A 14,486-nucleotide genomic window follows, 5' to 3' on the forward strand; every position below is an offset into this window, starting at 1 on the left:
CACCCTAACCTCGCTGCCATGCAGAATAACGTCGTGGGTGCTGGGGGGCAAAGCGGCGAATGGTCCGAACTCTCAGGCTGACACTCAGGAGGCCCCATTTATGCGCTACATGATGACCTACGACCTTATGGAGTCCATGCGTAACACCAACCAATGGCTTGGTGCAACCGCAAGCGCGATGGCGTCCTACCCCCTGTTTTCCATGACACCTAACCCGGCGTTCAGCTGGATGGCCGCATGGGGTGAAGTCACCGAACGGACCTTCCAGCGAATGGTCGTCAAACCTGACTGGGGCATTCGAACCTTCACCTGCGAGGACGGCAAAGACCATCTGGTCGAAATTACGACCGTTCTGGAACGCCCCTTCGGCGATCTGGTTCATTTCCGTGTCAACGGCCGGGAAGAACAACCGCGCAAGGTCCTGCTGGTTGCGCCCATGTCCGGCCATTACGCCACGCTGCTGCGTTCGACTGTCAAAAGCCTGCTGGTCAATTGCGAAGTTTACATCACCGATTGGCATAATGCGCGCGATATTCCTGTGTCTGCCGGCAAGTTCGATGTCGAAGACTACACGCTCTACCTTGTAGATTTCATGAAGGAACTGGGGCCGGACACGCATGTCGTGGCGGTTTGTCAGCCGGCCCCGCTGACACTGGCGGCCACCGCCTATCTGGCCGAAGTCGAACCCAAGGCTCAACCCAGCACTCTGACACTGATTGGCGGGCCGGTGGACCCGGACGCGACTCCGACCGACGTCACCGACTTTGGACGACGTGTTACGATGGGTCAGCTGGAAGAAACCATGATTCAACGGGTCGGATTCAAGTACAAAGGTGTCGGGCGTATGGTCTATCCCGGCCTGCTGCAACTGGCGTCGTTCATGTCGATGAACGCCGATCGCCACTCCAAGGCGTTTTCCGATCAGATTCAGCGTGTTATCCGCAACGAAGCCTCGGACCTGGATGCCCATAACCGTTTCTATGACGAATATCTTGCGGTGATGGACATGACGGCCGAGTTCTATCTGTCGACGGTCGAACGCGTGTTCAAGAACCGCGAGATCGCACGCAACGAATTTGTTGTCGCCGGCCACAAGGTGGATATCGGCAAAATCACCGATGTTGCCGTGAAATCGGTCGAAGGTGCGAATGACGATATCTCGGCGCCCGGACAATGTATTGCTGCACTGGACCTGTGCACCGGATTGCCAGACAGCAAAAAGGCCAGCCACGTAGAACCCGGCGCGGGCCACTATGGCATTTTCGCGGGCCGCAGCTGGCGCGATAACATTCGCCCGCTTGTGATTGATTTCATGAACGAAAACAGCCGCAAGAAACGTCGCCGCGCTGCGAACACCAACAAGGTAGCCTGATGAACATGGGCGGGCCATTACATGGTGGCCTCGCCTTTTCCTGCTGTTGCGGCCAGTTGAAGGGTCAAATCTCGGACCGGGGCGTTCGGCTTGGAACCCATGTCGAGTGTTTTTGTCATGACTGCCGTGCGGCGCAACTGTATTTCGGGCAGCCCGACCCGGCGCCCGGCCCGGTGGACATTTTCCAGATGGCACCGGATGAAATCGAAATCACCGCCGGGAGCCAATTCCTTTCGGCCATGAAACTCAGCCCAAATGGTATGCTGCGATGGTATGCCAGCTGCTGCAACGCCCCGCTGGCGACAACGCCACAGACCGCACGTTTACCTTTTGCAGGATTTATTGTCGGCAGGATTGCCGGTGATGTTTCCGCATTGGGGCCGGTCACGACCCGTGGGTTTGTCCCTCGGCCCGATGGCAAACAGAAACACGAAAAGGTCAGGTTTGCGGCGTTTGGCCTTTTGCGCCGCACCTTGCAATCGCGCCTGTCAGGACGCTGGAAGAATACGCCGTTTTTCGACCCTGAGACCGGCAAGCCCGCGGTCGTACCGAAAGTCATTTCGAAAGACGAACGGGCGGCGCTTTACCCCTAGACAAACCTTTGCGGGATGTTCAGCCAGGTTTCCAAGGCTTTGTTCACGGCATCGGGCGCTTCAAGCGGCAGAAGATGTCCGGCATTTTCGACGACCTCCAACGCTGCCTCCGGTATCAGGTCAGACATGAAAGAGTGCCGTTTGACCGGGGTAAGCGTGTCATGGGCACCGCCCATGATCAAAGTTGGGACTTTGATGCGGCGCAACGAACCCTGTTGGTCTGGGCGGCGCTGCAAGGCACGCATTTGACGCACGAATGTCTCGGCGCCCAGATCATTCGCCATTGCCAAAAGATCATTCAGAATGGGGATTCGCCGGGGCCCCGGCGCCAAAGTATCGGTGCCAACCAGTTGGCGCATGACCTCTTCCAGCCGCCCGCCCAGGGCCCCAATGATCAGGTCCTCGCGACTGGCCGCGATTTGAGGTGTATCCGCCAGTGCGTCCGTCGACATCAGGCACAGGCGCGTTACCCGTTCCGGTGCCCGCCGGATCAGTTCCAGCCCCACAACACCGCCCATGCTCAGGCCCGCCAATGCAAACCGATGCGGAAGCTGATCCAACAGCCCCGAGGCGATCTCTTCAATGCGCTCGCCTCCGGAAACAGGTGCAACAGTGACAGGCCGTGACCGTGACAACACCTCGATCTGAGGTCGAAACAGCCGGGCATCACACATCAACCCAGGCAACAACACCAGCGGCTCGATCACGCGGGGGTCTCCATCTGCTCGGTTTTCCGAGTCCTTCCAGTTGTTGTCAGGATGAGAGTTTTGCCAAAGCCGGGCAAGGAAAACTTCACGGGTAGGCGATGGCCCGAAACGCCGGGAAATCGGCGTAACGGGATTGCCGGGCCGCAAGGTCTTCACCGGGCTCAGCGCCGGGCCTCAACAGACACCCACGCGGAGCAATATAGCTGTCGATCCGGCGTTGCGGCCTGGGCCGCCACACAAGGTTGAACGCACAGAGCTTGGGAAAGAACCAGATTTCGGAATACTCCAGATAATCGTGCATCCACCACGCCAGATCCCGCCAGTCCCTGCCCTGCGCATATTGATCCGCGAACCACGGGATGACGATGGATGCCCCGGCGATCCGCGCATCCCCTTCCCCGCGATCCCAGATGTGGCATTCCAGCGGGTGATCGTTTCGGGCGCAGTTCAGCTTGTTTTCATTGCCAAACCGGTTCAAGGACGATGAACGATAACCCGACCTGACCGCGACCCGGCCAAATGTCTCCTCTAAAGGGTCAAGAAGAGTTTCGCAAAAGGCGCGGCCTGTTTCGATCGCCAGATTCGGGTTGTCCGGAATATTCTGCTTTTGGTGGAAGTTGCCGATTTCCGAATACAGAAAATCGCGCATGAAGAAGTGCCGGGACAAGCGGACACGACCCAGGGTCTCAAGGCTCCACATACTGCCCGGCTCACGCATCTTGCATCCTTTTTTCCGATCAGGGTTTATTCCACCCCCAAGCCCTTCAGCCACTCCAGAATACCAGCAACGGCGGCATCGGTTTGACCCGGCGACATCAACCGCCCCGCGATAACATGTGAAGACGGATCGTCACCCGGCCCCATCGTCACCAGCCTGACCGTTGCCGGAGCGCCCCAGGCCTCGGCAACCTTGTGCGTCCGGTCCGGCCGCACAACCTGATCATCATCCGAAAACCAGAACAAGGCGGGTATTAGGGCGTCAGAGAAATCCAGCGCATAGACCGTATCCACCAGCACGGACATCGGCACGACGGCTTCCCACGGGTAGACCGACGTCCAGTACCTGTTCTTCTCGGGGTCCGGCCCTGACACATCGCGTTCTTGCCCCATGAGAACGGGCAACCAACTTCTGGCCCAAGGCAACGAAGGCACCCACGCCGCGACGGTATTCACACCAAAGTTCGGCGAGACAAAAACCATGCCGACCACATCCTGGCTGAGGTCGGCATCCAACGCAGCGGCCGCCGCCAGCGTTCCTCCGGTCGAGGTGGAAATGACGATCACCTTTTCCCCGACCGCACGCGCCGCTGCCAGCCCTTCGGCGGTGTCCTGCATCCAGTTCGAGGCCGTACCCTCGGCCATCGCCGGCCCATCCCGACCGTGACCTTGCAACCGCGTGTAGACCAGATTGGCGCCCAAAGCGTCAGCCACCAGATCAGGAACAGGGCGGATTTCCTCGGAACTTGCTGAAAAACCGTGGATGTACAGAACAGAATACGGCGTGCGCTGTTCCTTGAACCCGTCCTGCCAGATCACGCGCTTTTCGACACCCGGAATGATGTCATCATAGGCAGACTCGGTGCTTTCAAAAAAAACCTGAACACCTTCACCAAATTTCCGAGGATCAAAGGTCGGGTGCAGGTTCACTTCCTCGCGCGGGCCGAACCAGTAGACCAGGCCGCCAAGAACAACCAGCGCCAGAAGAGCGCGCCCCAGAAACCAACCAAAGCGCCGCATCAGGCTTCTCCCAACACATCAAGAACCGCGGTCTCGATCAAACCCAGGCACATCTCGTCCGAGAAGCGATGATCAGCCCCCTTGACCAACAACAGCCGCATGTCAGGACCCGCAGCATGTTCCAGCAGCCGCACGGCTGTTTCGGTCGAAACCGCCGTGTCTGTGGTACCTTGCAGGAAACGAACCGGGAACGGCAGATCCAGAGCGTCCCGCAGAACCAAATTCTGGCGTCCGTCTTCGATCATGCGCTTGGTGATGATATAGGGTTCCATATAGTCGGACGGCAGCTCGACATGGCCGACAGAGTCCAGCGCAGCTTTTTGTTCGTCGCTGAACGAAGCCCAGTACCCGTCCTCGGTGAAATCCGGCGCGGCGGCGATTGTGACCATGCCCGCAATTCGCTCGGGCATGACCTTGGCCAGCAGCAATGCCTGCCATCCTCCCATTGATGAGCCAACCACGATCAAAGGTCCGTCCGTCAATGCCTTTACCGCAGCCAATGTGTCCTGATGCCAGTCACCGATACAGCCCTCGGTGAACGCGCCCGAGCTTTCCCCGTGGCCGGAATAATCGAACCGCAAGAACGATTGCCCACGCGCCTGTGCCCAGGCTTCCAGATGCACGGCCTTGGTGCCTTCCATGTCCGATTTGAGCCCGCCCAGAAAAACGATGGTCGGTCCTGCCCCTTCGGTCTTGTGATAAGCCAGTCGCCGCCCCTGCGGCGTCTCCAGAAAATCCGTCGCTGCCATGAAACCCTCTTTCCTTTTCCAGCATCATGCACGCCCCACCCCCGAGTGCAATTCCGCCCACTTCATCTTTTTCCAATTACTCCGGGGAGCGCGAGAGGCTGGCCCCTCGCCCCACTCTTGACACAGGCCCATCCACCTGCCACATGGGCCGAACACACATAACCCGCAACCGGGCGTTCAGTGGGCGCCAAACCGACGAGGAGAGCCGATATGGCCCTGGATTCTCAATCCGTCTCTCTTACCTTTCCCGATGGCAATGCACGCACCTTCGCCGCAGGCGTCACGCCCGCGCAGGTGGCTGCCGACATCTCAACCTCGCTGGCCAAAAAGGCCATCTCGGCCACCGTTGACGGCCAGCACTGGGACCTGCAATGGCCCATCGAATCCGACGCACAGATCGCCATCCACACTATGAAGGATGAGGCCCAGGCCAATGAGCTGATCCGCCACGATCTGGCCCATATCATGGCGCGCGCGGTTCAGGAGATCTGGCCCGCCACCAAGGTCACCATCGGCCCCGTCATCGAAAACGGCTGGTATTATGACTTCGACCGCGAAGAGCCGTTCACGCCCGAAGATCTCGGCCTCATCGAGAAAAAGATGAAAGAGATCATAAACAAGCGTGATCCCGTCACCACCGAGGTCTGGGACCGCGAGCGCGCGATCGAGTTCTACAAGGCCAATAACGAGCCCTACAAGGTCGAGCTGATCGAGGCTATTCCCGGCGACGAGCCGCTGCGCATGTACTGGCACGGCCATTGGCAGGATCTTTGCCGAGGTCCGCACCTGCAACATACCGGGCAGGTTCCGGGGGATGCGTTCAAGCTGATGTCCATCGCGGGTGCCTATTGGCGCGGCGACAGCGATCGCGCGATGTTGCAGCGCATCTACGGCGTGGCCTTTACCGGCAAGGAAAAGTTGAAAGCCTACCTGCATATGCTGGAAGAAGCCGCCAAACGCGACCACCGCAAGCTGGGCCGCGAGATGGACCTGTTCCACATGCAGGAGGAAGCGCCCGGTCAGATCTTCTGGCATCCCAACGGCTGGACCATCTACACCCTGCTGCAGGACTACATGCGCCGACAGCAGCGCAAGGGCGGTTATGTCGAGGTGAACACGCCGCAGGTCGTTGACCGCAAGCTGTGGGAACGGTCCGGCCACTGGGACAAGTATCAGGAGAATATGTTCATCGTCGAAGTGGACGAAGAACATGCCCGCGAGAAAGCCGTTAACGCGCTCAAGCCGATGAACTGCCCCTGCCATGTTGAAATCTTCAAACAGGGCCTGAAATCCTATCGCGATCTGCCGTTGCGTATGGCCGAATTCGGGTCGTGCAACCGGTACGAACCCTCGGGCGCATTGCACGGCATCATGCGCGTGCGCGGTTTTACGCAAGACGACGCCCACATCTTTTCGACCGAGGAACAGATCGAGGCCGAAACCGCCGAGTTCATCCGTTTCCTCAGCGTGATCTACAAGGATCTGGGATTCGAAAAGTTTGCGGTGAAATTCTCGGACCGTCCTGAAACGCGGGCTGGTTCAGATGAGGTCTGGGACAAGGCAGAATCCGCCCTGCTCTCTGCAACCCGAGCAGCCGGGATCGAACCCGAACTGAACCCGGGTGAAGGCGCCTTCTACGGTCCAAAGCTGGAGTTCGTCCTGACAGATGCCATCGGTCGCGACTGGCAGTGCGGCACCTTCCAGGTGGACTTCGTTCTGCCTGAACGCCTGGACGCCACCTATATTGGCGCCGACGGCGGCAAACACCGCCCCGTCATGCTGCACCGCGCGACGCTGGGATCCTTCGAACGGTTCATCGGTATCCTGATCGAAGAACACGCGGGCAAACTGCCGTTCTGGCTGGCCCCGCGTCAGGTCGTCGTGGCCTCGATCACCTCCGAAGCGGATGAGTATGTTCTGGAAGTGGTTGAAACGCTCAAAGCTGCGGGTGTCCGCGCCGAGGCGGATATCCGCAACGAGAAGATCAACTACAAGGTCCGCGAGCATTCGGTCGGCAAGGTGCCGGTCATTCTGGCCGTCGGCCACCGCGAGGTTGAAGAGCGCACCGTCAGCGTCCGACGTCTGGGTGAAAAACAGACGCAGGTTCAACCGCTTGACGTTGTAACAAACGAGCTGTCGCAGGCAGCCACCCCACCGGATTTGCTGTAACAATCGGCAGCATATTGCTGGGAATCTGGCCCCCGAATTGGGGCCAGATTGAAACAATTCACTCTTTCTTCATCAAAAACAATGCTTTACGCTGCAAGAGGGCACGCCGCCCTTTGACGTGCTTGTGAGACACGGGCTCGTGAATTCAACTCTGTCTACCAAGCTACTACCTTTGTCATTGTCACAAGCAGACATACCCAGTCATCAAGAGGATTACCGAGATGTCGAACACAGCCAAGTCCCTGGTTATCGCAACCGCAGTCGCAGCCGCCGTATCGGGCGCCGCAACCACTGCATCCGCTCAGGCAAAGGAAAAATGCTATGGCGTATCGCTGGCCGGTCAGAACGACTGCGCCGCGGGCCCCGGCACCACCTGCGCGGGCACCTCGACCGTTGATTATCAGGGCAATGCATGGACCCTGGTTGACGCAGGCACCTGCGCGGATATCGAACTGCCCGCGCAGGCAGACGGCAGCCCGCGCAAAGGCTCGCTGGAAGCCCTGGATCGCGATCTGCCCGCATAAGAACGGCCTGACGAATTCAGGGGCGGGCACCATCGCCCGCCCCTTCCCTTTCGTGATCAAGGAACTGACCCATGCTGGATGATGCCCACCGGTCGAACCGTCTGCCCGCAGCGCCGGGCGTTGGTTACAAGCCGCAACACTTCGCTCAGATACTTGAACACGCACAGCCCGTCGCATGGTTGGAAATCCATGCCGAGAACTACATGGGCGACGGCGGGCGGCCTCTGGCGCAGCTGCGCCACCTTTCCGAACAATTCCCGATCTCGGTCCATGGCGTTGGCCTGTCCATCGGCGGCGAAGGCGCGCTGGACCCTGATCACCTGGCCCGGCTGAAACATCTGGTGGGCTGGCTGAATCCCGCCAGCTTTTCCGAACACCTGGCCTGGTCCACGCATGATACCCATTTCTACAACGACCTGCTGCCCTTACCCTATACCGACGCAACACTGGCGCGCGTTTGCGATCATATCGATCAGGTTCAGGACACCGTCGGACGGCAGATGCTGTTGGAAAACCCCTCAAGCTATTTGGCTTTTGAAGAAAGCACCTGGTCCGAGCCGGACTTTCTGCGCGAAATTGCACGTCGCACCGGAAGTGGCTTGTTGCTGGATGTCAATAACGTCTTTGTCTCTGCCACCAATCTGGATTTCTCTCCTCAGGGTTACATCGATGCCTATCCACTTGAAAAAATTGGGGAAATTCACCTTGGAGGCCATGACGAGGATGAAGACGATCACGGCCACCCGCTGCTGATCGACAGCCACGGGCGTGAAGTCGTCGATCCGGTCTGGGCGCTGTTGGATTACGTGCTGGAACGTACGGGGCCGAAACCCGTCCTGATCGAGTGGGATACCGACGTACCGGACTGGTCCATTTTGCGGGAAGAAGCCGTTCGCGCGCAGACCGCCCTGGAACGGATCCCGGCATGAGCGTTTCGCAATCCGAATTTCGCGCGGCCATGATGGATGCGTCAGCCCCTGTCCCCGAAGGTTTGCTGGACGCTCAGGCGCAGCCAGCCGGTCGTCGGTTCAGCGTCTATCGCAACAATGTCGCCGTGTCCTTGACCGAAGCGATGCATCAGGCGTTCCCAGTCATCACCAAGTTGCTGGGGCCACAGAACATGGACGGGCTGGCCGGGATATTTCTGCGCCAGCACCCGCCATCATCACCGCTGATGATGTTCTACGGTGAAGCCTTTCCCGAATTTCTGGCCGAAATGCAGCAGCTTTCCCATCTTGGTTACCTGCCGGATGTGGCGCGGCTGGAACTTACTTTGCGCAAGTCGTACCACGCCGCCGACAGCCAACCCGCCCCGGCAGACGCGCTGGCCGTAGACCCCGAACAGGTCATGCGAGCCCGGCTGCGTTTTGCCCCGGCCATGCGGGTGGTACGCTCGGACTGGCCCATTCACGCGATCTGGCGTTTCAACACCGAAACCAACGCGCCGAAACCAGATGCGCGAGCTGAGGATGTTTTGATCACACGCCCGGAATTCGACCCGGTTGCCCAGTTGCTGCCAGCCGGCGGCGCCGATTGGATCGCTAATATGCAAGGCGGCGACACGATCGGCGAAGCATTTGAAAAAACCGCTGCGGCGCAACCGGAATTTGACCTTGGAACCACTCTGGCACTGCTTTTGCAGGGCGGTGCAATAACTTCTGTGACTATCGAAAGGCTGGAGACATGACTGCCCTGATCTCACTTCACAACAACGTTCTGGGAAAAGTGGACCTGGCGTCCAACTGGCTTACACCCACGCTGGCGCGACTGGTCTTTGTCGCGGTTCTTCTGGTCTATTACTGGAACTCGGCGATGCTGAAGATCGACGGCTCGATCTTTTCACCTTCGGCCGGTGCCTTCGGTCAGATTTTCCCCAAAGCAGCCGAAGCCGTCCTTTACGACGTATCCCAAATGACGCTCTTTCAACGGGTCGTCATTTTCTTTGGCACGGTTGCAGAATTCGTCCTGCCTGCGCTGCTGCTGGTCGGTCTGTTCACCCGCCTGGCTGCCTTGGGCATGATCGGTTTCGTTTGGGTTCAGACACTAGTGGACATAACCGGCCACGGGGCCAAGCTTGGTTCTTTCTTTACAAGCACCGTGAATAACGCAGACGTTCTCCTTGGCGACAGAACAATGTGGACCTTCTTGTTCCTTGTCATCGTGATCAACGGTGCGGGCCCCATCTCACTTGATCGGATCCTGCGTCTGAAGTGACCTAGAAATGCGCTTTGGGCTGGTCCGGTTTACCTGCTGCCAGCCCAAGCACCCCGGCAACCCCGGCAAACGCGATCGGGAACATGGTGAACACACCGAATCCAAATGCATAATACATCGCCCCCGCCGAAATCAGCAGCAGGATCCCCGCAACAAGAGCGCGCGCGGGCGCCATCGCGCCCCCGGCAATGGCCAACAAAGGCGCGATGATCGACACAGCCTGAATCAGGTCAGGGTTGTCTACCTGCCTCAGAACGCCGTCTATCTCGCCGACGTGATCGATGACGACCACCTTTGCATACCCGAAAAACCCGACGATCATCCCGATCAGCCCGGCAATCACGCCCAAGATCATGGCGGCATTACGCATTGAACGTCCTCACTGTTGCTTGCAGGCACATAAGCATTCCTTAAGAAATACCAAGCTGCGTGCGAGTTTCCGCGGTCCAGCCAAGAAACAGCTCTCCGTCTTTCTCGATCAACGGGCGCTTCATCAGGGTGGGATGCTGTTTCAAAAGTTCTAAAGGTGCTTTCGCGCGCTGGTTGTCATCCAATCCGCGCCATGTCGTTGACCTGGTGTTGAGCAAAGCCTCGCCGAAGCCAGCAAGAGCCTGCGACAGCACAGCATCCGGCACGCCATCACTGCGGACATCCACAAACTCTGCATCTGGTAACGTTTTCAATGCTTTGCGACAGGTGTCACAGGTTTTCAATCCATAAAGGCGCATGTTTTTACTGCTCCTGCATTTGATTGCATTTTAGGCAAACTTGCCAGTTTCCGGCGGTTATTCTTGATTTTTTACTTCACCGTGCAATGTTGAAAAAGGCGAAACACACGAAACGGACTGTTCAGAAAGTGCCAAACAGTCTTTTTTGTGGCGACGCTGACCACAGCCCCCACCAATTTGTGGGACAATGCGCAAGTAGAAGGAGACACGGGACATGCCAACCGGCACCGTGAAATGGTTCAATACCACTAAAGGTTATGGTTTTATTGCCCCTGATGAAGGGGGCAAAGATGTGTTTGTACATATCTCGGCCGTAGAACGGTCCGGCCTCACCGGACTCGCAGACAATCAGAAAGTCTCGTACGAGTTGCAGGACGGGCGCGACGGCCGACAAATGGCTGCGGAATTGAAGCCGTTGTAACGACATCCCCGCTGATTGCGGGATGAATCCATTAAGGTTGGCGGCCAATTTCCGGCCGTCAACCACCCCCTACCGGGCCTGTTCCATTACCCGCGCGCGGATTGTTCATTTGCGCAGCGTCAATGGTGTATATCCGTTGCAGTGGTGTCGGATACCCCGGTTTCCCGCAACCAGATCCCAGCCCCGCCCGCAAACCGGATTTCCCAGGCTTTCATTGTGCGCTCGGGGCGACGCTGGGGGCGACGCTGGCACGTTGCGACGCCCTTCGTTCCGGTTTCAGGTCATCGTGCATGCGTCGCAAAAGCCCACACTCTGCTTAGGCGATGGATCGCTTGGCATGACAATCCGAAAAAAATAGGCGCCCGGTAATTCGAATTCTATTTGCGAATGATCTCTTCGAACTCGCGCCACTCCCGAGCCGTCATGCCCGAGCTTTCCTGCGTGACGTCCTCACCCGCCAGCATGCGGCGCAGGCTTTCAACCATCTGAGCCGACAGGTTGACGGCCCCAAGACGGTAATCCTCGAAGGCTTTATAGGCAAAGGGCACCCAGTCGGCGACGATCTTGCACATCGTATCAGCGTAGACGCGGATCTCATATTGAGCATGAGGGTCAGCGCGCAGCCGCAGAAAATGGAACAGGTTGTGCAGGTCGACCTTCCAATACCACTGCGTATAGATGTTTGCGGGCAGGTTCATCCGGGCCAATTCTCGTGCCAGCCCCTGTTGCCCGTCCTGGCTGATCATCGACTCGTAATTGTCATAGCACCGGGCGCTGTCGGCCTTAAGGATGTCCAGAACACGCGCGGCCTCTTCACCTTCCAGAGCAGAACCACGGCCCTGATTGTTCACCTCTGATTGGGCGGCCACATGTTCGGGTGCGGGAATATAGAATTCACGATCCAGAATTGAATATCGCGCCGAGTATTCATTCACATTGGCCGTACGGTGCCGAATCCACTGCCGCGCCACGAAGACCGGCAGCTTTACATGCAGTTTGACCTCGCACATTTCGAAAGGGGTCGAATGCCAGTGCCGCATCAGGTACCGGATCAGACCTTCGTCATTCTGAACCGATTTGGTTCCTTTGCCGTAGGACACACGCGCGGCCTGACAGATGGCCGCATCATCGCCCATGTAATCAATCACGCGGACAAAGCCGTGATCCAGAACCTGATGCGCGGTGTACAGGTGATCTTCCATTCCCGCTGAAACGACGCGACGAGTGGGATGCGATTGCGCACGTTGCGCTTCGATCTCGGCCTGTTGGTCAGCGGACAGCGGCATCAGGTTTTCCTTTCTGGCAATGAGTCGCCCCCTACTATATCTCGCCAGCCGCAACATCGAAACCGCGATATATGCCGCAACCCACGCAAATTTCAATTCGCCAGACCCGGCGGTCTCGACACAATAGGTCGGCGCGCTAAGCTCAATGCAAACTGAGTCGAAAAGGATGGCCAAAATGGCGCTGACATATCTTCACACCATGGTCCGCGTGAAGGATCTGGAAAAATCCATGGCGTTTTACAAGCTTCTGGGACTGAAGGAAACACGCCGCTATGACAGCGACGCCGGGCGGTTTTCACTGATTTTCATGGCCCCTCCGGGGCAGGAGGATGCGCCGATCGAGCTGACCTACAACTGGGACGGTGATGACGGCCTTCCCAGCGACAGCCGCCATTTCGGTCACCTCGCATATGGCGTCGACAACATCTACGAGGTTTGCCAGCACCTTCAGGATAATGGTGTCACGATCAATCGCCCTCCGCGTGATGGTCGCATGGCATTTGTACGCTCACCCGACAATATCTCGATCGAGCTTTTGCAAAACGGCGATGCTCTGGAGCCGAAGGAACCCTGGGCCAGCATGGAAAGCGTTGGCCACTGGTGATCCGGTGGGTCATAACGCTTGGGTTGGCCGTGCTGGCCAGCCCGATCAAGGCCGAGACGTGTCGTCTGGCCCTTGCATTGGCCATGGACATTTCAGTGTCGGTCGATGAGGCCGAGGACGTGCTGCAACGGCAGGGTTTGGCGGCTGCGCTGATCGCACCCGAAGTGCAGGAGGCTTTTTTCTCCTCTCCTATGCCGGTTGCTTTGGCTGTTTACGAATGGAGCGGTCGTTCCACCCAGCACGTCATTTTGAATTGGATGCTGATAGAAGATGTTGCCGACCTGCTTTTCGCCTCCGGTCAGATAAGTGCCTCTGTGAGATCAGATACCGGATCAGCGACCGCCATGGGCTATGCCCTGGCTTACGGGTCAACCTTGATGAACCAGGCACCTGACTGCTTGTTTCAAACGATTGACCTGTCCGGAGATGGTTCCAACAATGATGGCTACGGACCACGGATAGCCTATCGGCACTTCGCTTTTCAGAATGTGGTGGTCAATGGCCTCGTAATCAACGCGGCGGATTTTGAAGGCGAACTTTTTCTGATCCCGTTTTTTGAAAACAACGTCCTGCATGGTCCCGGTGCCTTTTTGGAGGTCGCTCAGGGGTTCGAAGATTTCGAACGGGCCATGCGGAAAAAGCTGAAACGGGAATTGAGCGGTTTGCAGATTGGTGCGCTTGATGAAGACCCGCAATAAATCCGCGCCTGAGTGCTGCTTTTGCGGGCCTGCTCTCTGGACCCGCATTTGAACAAGGCCGCCAGGCCTGTGCATCAGTGCAGGACGGATTTGGTTCTGCGCGACGCACAGCTGCGGTCAGTAGATGTATCGGATCTGGTCGGTCCAATATCGCTCCACCCGGCGCAGCGACGTGGTGATGTCTTCGATACCTTCCAACTCCAACACGCCTCTGCTTTGCAATCCTTCGGCGTGACGCGCAAACAGGTCGGACACGATATTGCGGATTTCCCCGCCTCGTGGAGTCAGACGCACGCGGACAGAGCGGCGGTCAATCTCGCATCTCTGGTGGTGCATATACCCCATCTCAACCAGCTTTTTGAGGTTGTAGCTGACATTGCTGCCCTGATAGTAGCCGCGGCTTTTCAGCTCACCCGCCGTCACTTCGTGATCGCCGATATTGAACAGCAGCAACGCCTGAACCGCGTTGATTTCCAGCACGCCGACGCGCTCGAATTCATCCTTGATGACGTCCAGCAGCAACCGGTGCAGCCGCTCCACCAGGGCCAGCGCCTCAAGATAGCTGGTCATGAACCCCTTGGCTCCCAGCCCGGAGACCTGCATTTCGATACTCATCCGACCCTCCGATTCAGTCGTGCTGTTTGAGACACGATGACCTGAAAGTCCGAAAAATCGGTTAAGCCG

General features: G+C 58.0%; 18 protein-coding genes. 10 read left to right on the forward strand and 8 right to left on the reverse strand.

Annotated features, from left to right (window positions below; all coding sequences use genetic code 11):
• Nucleotides 1–100 precede the first annotated feature (100 nt).
• Both phaZ and ACR0FB_RS06295 read left to right on the forward strand, forming a co-directional pair.
• A complete protein-coding gene (gene phaZ / locus ACR0FB_RS06290) occupies nt 101–1,372 on the forward strand; it encodes a polyhydroxyalkanoate depolymerase (protein WP_171631288.1) in 1,272 nt (423 codons plus the stop codon).
• Between the two features lie 5 nt (nt 1,373–1,377).
• A complete protein-coding gene (locus ACR0FB_RS06295) occupies nt 1,378–1,965 on the forward strand; it encodes a DUF6151 family protein (protein WP_480490528.1) in 588 nt (195 codons plus the stop codon).
• Here ACR0FB_RS06295 and ACR0FB_RS06300 read toward each other — a convergent pair.
• From ACR0FB_RS06300 to ACR0FB_RS06315, 4 genes are all read right to left on the reverse strand, one after another.
• Nucleotides 1,962–2,672: an alpha/beta fold hydrolase gene (locus ACR0FB_RS06300; protein ID WP_480619776.1), complete on the reverse strand. Its 711-nt coding sequence runs from the start codon at nt 2,670–2,672 to the stop codon at nt 1,962–1,964. The two genes, ACR0FB_RS06295 and ACR0FB_RS06300, sit on opposite strands and share 4 nt — an antisense overlap.
• A gap of 85 nt (nt 2,673–2,757) precedes the next feature.
• Entirely contained in the window at nt 2,758–3,372 is a 615-nt protein-coding gene (locus ACR0FB_RS06305) for a hypothetical protein (protein WP_480620011.1), read from the reverse strand.
• A 44-nt stretch (nt 3,373–3,416) separates the two neighbouring features.
• Complete coding sequence (locus tag ACR0FB_RS06310; protein ID WP_480619778.1) at nt 3,417–4,409, reverse strand: alpha/beta hydrolase; 993 nt, start codon at nt 4,407–4,409, stop codon at nt 3,417–3,419.
• Nucleotides 4,409–5,158 (reverse strand): alpha/beta fold hydrolase, encoded by a 750-nt coding sequence (locus tag ACR0FB_RS06315; protein ID WP_171722994.1) that lies wholly within the window; start codon nt 5,156–5,158, stop codon nt 4,409–4,411. Before ACR0FB_RS06315 ends, ACR0FB_RS06310 begins: the two co-directional genes overlap by 1 nt.
• A 210-nt stretch (nt 5,159–5,368) precedes the next feature.
• Here ACR0FB_RS06315 and thrS point away from each other — a divergent pair, with 210 nt between their 5' ends.
• The 5 genes from thrS (at nt 5,369) to ACR0FB_RS06340 (ending at nt 10,065) form a co-directional block, all read left to right on the forward strand.
• Nucleotides 5,369–7,327 (forward strand): threonine--tRNA ligase, encoded by a 1,959-nt coding sequence (gene thrS / locus ACR0FB_RS06320; RefSeq protein ID WP_171631277.1) that lies wholly within the window; start codon nt 5,369–5,371, stop codon nt 7,325–7,327.
• A gap of 221 nt (nt 7,328–7,548) precedes the next feature.
• The gene (locus ACR0FB_RS06325; protein ID WP_171631275.1) at nt 7,549–7,851 is read left to right on the forward strand and encodes a BufA1 family periplasmic bufferin-type metallophore; all 303 of its coding nucleotides are present in this window, start codon (nt 7,549–7,551) and stop codon (nt 7,849–7,851) included.
• A 71-nt stretch (nt 7,852–7,922) separates the two neighbouring features.
• A complete protein-coding gene (gene bufB, locus ACR0FB_RS06330; RefSeq protein ID WP_480619780.1) occupies nt 7,923–8,780 on the forward strand; it encodes an MNIO family bufferin maturase in 858 nt (285 codons plus the stop codon).
• The gene (locus tag ACR0FB_RS06335) at nt 8,777–9,538 is read left to right on the forward strand and encodes an HvfC/BufC N-terminal domain-containing protein (protein WP_171722992.1); all 762 of its coding nucleotides are present in this window, start codon (nt 8,777–8,779) and stop codon (nt 9,536–9,538) included. Before bufB ends, ACR0FB_RS06335 begins: the two co-directional genes overlap by 4 nt.
• Nucleotides 9,535–10,065, forward strand: a complete 531-nt coding sequence (locus tag ACR0FB_RS06340; protein WP_480619781.1) for a DoxX family protein — start codon at nt 9,535–9,537, stop codon at nt 10,063–10,065. Before ACR0FB_RS06335 ends, ACR0FB_RS06340 begins: the two co-directional genes overlap by 4 nt.
• Nucleotide 10,066: 1 nt before the next feature.
• On the opposite strand, the gene ACR0FB_RS06345 is transcribed toward ACR0FB_RS06340, so the two are convergent.
• Both ACR0FB_RS06345 and ACR0FB_RS06350 read right to left on the reverse strand, forming a co-directional pair.
• The gene (locus tag ACR0FB_RS06345) at nt 10,067–10,435 is read right to left on the reverse strand and encodes a hypothetical protein (protein ID WP_171631266.1); all 369 of its coding nucleotides are present in this window, start codon (nt 10,433–10,435) and stop codon (nt 10,067–10,069) included.
• A gap of 40 nt (nt 10,436–10,475) precedes the next feature.
• Nucleotides 10,476–10,793 carry an ArsC/Spx/MgsR family protein gene (locus tag ACR0FB_RS06350; protein WP_171631264.1) on the reverse strand — a complete coding sequence of 106 codons (318 nt, stop codon included), beginning with the start codon at nt 10,791–10,793 and terminating at the stop codon, nt 10,476–10,478.
• Between the two features lie 214 nt (nt 10,794–11,007).
• Between ACR0FB_RS06350 and ACR0FB_RS06355 the strand changes: the two genes are divergently transcribed.
• Entirely contained in the window at nt 11,008–11,214 is a 207-nt protein-coding gene (locus ACR0FB_RS06355) for a cold-shock protein (RefSeq protein ID WP_152458488.1), read from the forward strand.
• Between the two features lie 377 nt (nt 11,215–11,591).
• Here ACR0FB_RS06355 and thyX read toward each other — a convergent pair whose 3' ends face one another.
• Complete coding sequence (gene thyX, locus ACR0FB_RS06360; RefSeq protein WP_152458489.1) at nt 11,592–12,500, reverse strand: FAD-dependent thymidylate synthase; 909 nt, start codon at nt 12,498–12,500, stop codon at nt 11,592–11,594.
• 175 nt (nt 12,501–12,675) lie between these two features.
• Between thyX and ACR0FB_RS06365 the strand changes: the two genes are divergently transcribed.
• The gene (locus ACR0FB_RS06365) at nt 12,676–13,104 is read left to right on the forward strand and encodes a VOC family protein (protein ID WP_171631261.1); all 429 of its coding nucleotides are present in this window, start codon (nt 12,676–12,678) and stop codon (nt 13,102–13,104) included.
• Nucleotides 13,101–13,802, forward strand: a complete 702-nt coding sequence (locus ACR0FB_RS06370) for a DUF1194 domain-containing protein (protein WP_209832655.1) — start codon at nt 13,101–13,103, stop codon at nt 13,800–13,802. The genes ACR0FB_RS06365 and ACR0FB_RS06370 overlap by 4 nt, the downstream gene beginning before the upstream one ends.
• 117 nt (nt 13,803–13,919) lie before the next feature.
• Here the strand turns inward: ACR0FB_RS06370 and ACR0FB_RS06375 are convergent, their stop codons facing one another.
• On the reverse strand, nt 13,920–14,417 hold the full coding sequence (locus ACR0FB_RS06375) for a MarR family winged helix-turn-helix transcriptional regulator (RefSeq protein ID WP_209832653.1): 498 nt from the start codon (nt 14,415–14,417) through the stop codon (nt 13,920–13,922).
• Nucleotides 14,418–14,486 lie beyond the last annotated feature (69 nt).

This window comes from Ruegeria sp. P10 (assembly GCF_056534925.1).

Excerpts from the sequence above, each read along its gene's own strand:
- ACR0FB_RS06365 (WP_171631261.1), top strand. The coding sequence starts at position 12,676 with ATGGCGCTGACATATCTTCACACCATGGTCCGCGTGAAGGATCTGGAA.
- ACR0FB_RS06305 (WP_480620011.1), bottom strand. The coding sequence starts at position 3,372 with ATGTGGAGCCTTGAGACCCTGGGTCGTGTCCGCTTGTCCCGGCACTTC.
- bufB (WP_480619780.1), top strand. The coding sequence starts at position 7,923 with ATGCTGGATGATGCCCACCGGTCGAACCGTCTGCCCGCAGCGCCGGGC.
- ACR0FB_RS06335 (WP_171722992.1), top strand. The coding sequence starts at position 8,777 with ATGAGCGTTTCGCAATCCGAATTTCGCGCGGCCATGATGGATGCGTCA.
- phaZ (WP_171631288.1), top strand. The coding sequence starts at position 101 with ATGCGCTACATGATGACCTACGACCTTATGGAGTCCATGCGTAACACC.
- ACR0FB_RS06325 (WP_171631275.1), top strand. The coding sequence starts at position 7,549 with ATGTCGAACACAGCCAAGTCCCTGGTTATCGCAACCGCAGTCGCAGCC.
- ACR0FB_RS06355 (WP_152458488.1), top strand. The coding sequence starts at position 11,008 with ATGCCAACCGGCACCGTGAAATGGTTCAATACCACTAAAGGTTATGGT.
- thyX (WP_152458489.1), bottom strand. The coding sequence starts at position 12,500 with ATGCCGCTGTCCGCTGACCAACAGGCCGAGATCGAAGCGCAACGTGCG.
- ACR0FB_RS06375 (WP_209832653.1), bottom strand. The coding sequence starts at position 14,417 with ATGAGTATCGAAATGCAGGTCTCCGGGCTGGGAGCCAAGGGGTTCATG.
- ACR0FB_RS06345 (WP_171631266.1), bottom strand. The coding sequence starts at position 10,435 with ATGCGTAATGCCGCCATGATCTTGGGCGTGATTGCCGGGCTGATCGGG.
- ACR0FB_RS06295 (WP_480490528.1), top strand. The coding sequence starts at position 1,378 with ATGGGCGGGCCATTACATGGTGGCCTCGCCTTTTCCTGCTGTTGCGGC.
- ACR0FB_RS06340 (WP_480619781.1), top strand. The coding sequence starts at position 9,535 with ATGACTGCCCTGATCTCACTTCACAACAACGTTCTGGGAAAAGTGGAC.
- ACR0FB_RS06350 (WP_171631264.1), bottom strand. The coding sequence starts at position 10,793 with ATGCGCCTTTATGGATTGAAAACCTGTGACACCTGTCGCAAAGCATTG.
- ACR0FB_RS06310 (WP_480619778.1), bottom strand. The coding sequence starts at position 4,409 with ATGCGGCGCTTTGGTTGGTTTCTGGGGCGCGCTCTTCTGGCGCTGGTT.
- ACR0FB_RS06315 (WP_171722994.1), bottom strand. The coding sequence starts at position 5,158 with ATGGCAGCGACGGATTTTCTGGAGACGCCGCAGGGGCGGCGACTGGCT.
- thrS (WP_171631277.1), top strand. The coding sequence starts at position 5,369 with ATGGCCCTGGATTCTCAATCCGTCTCTCTTACCTTTCCCGATGGCAAT.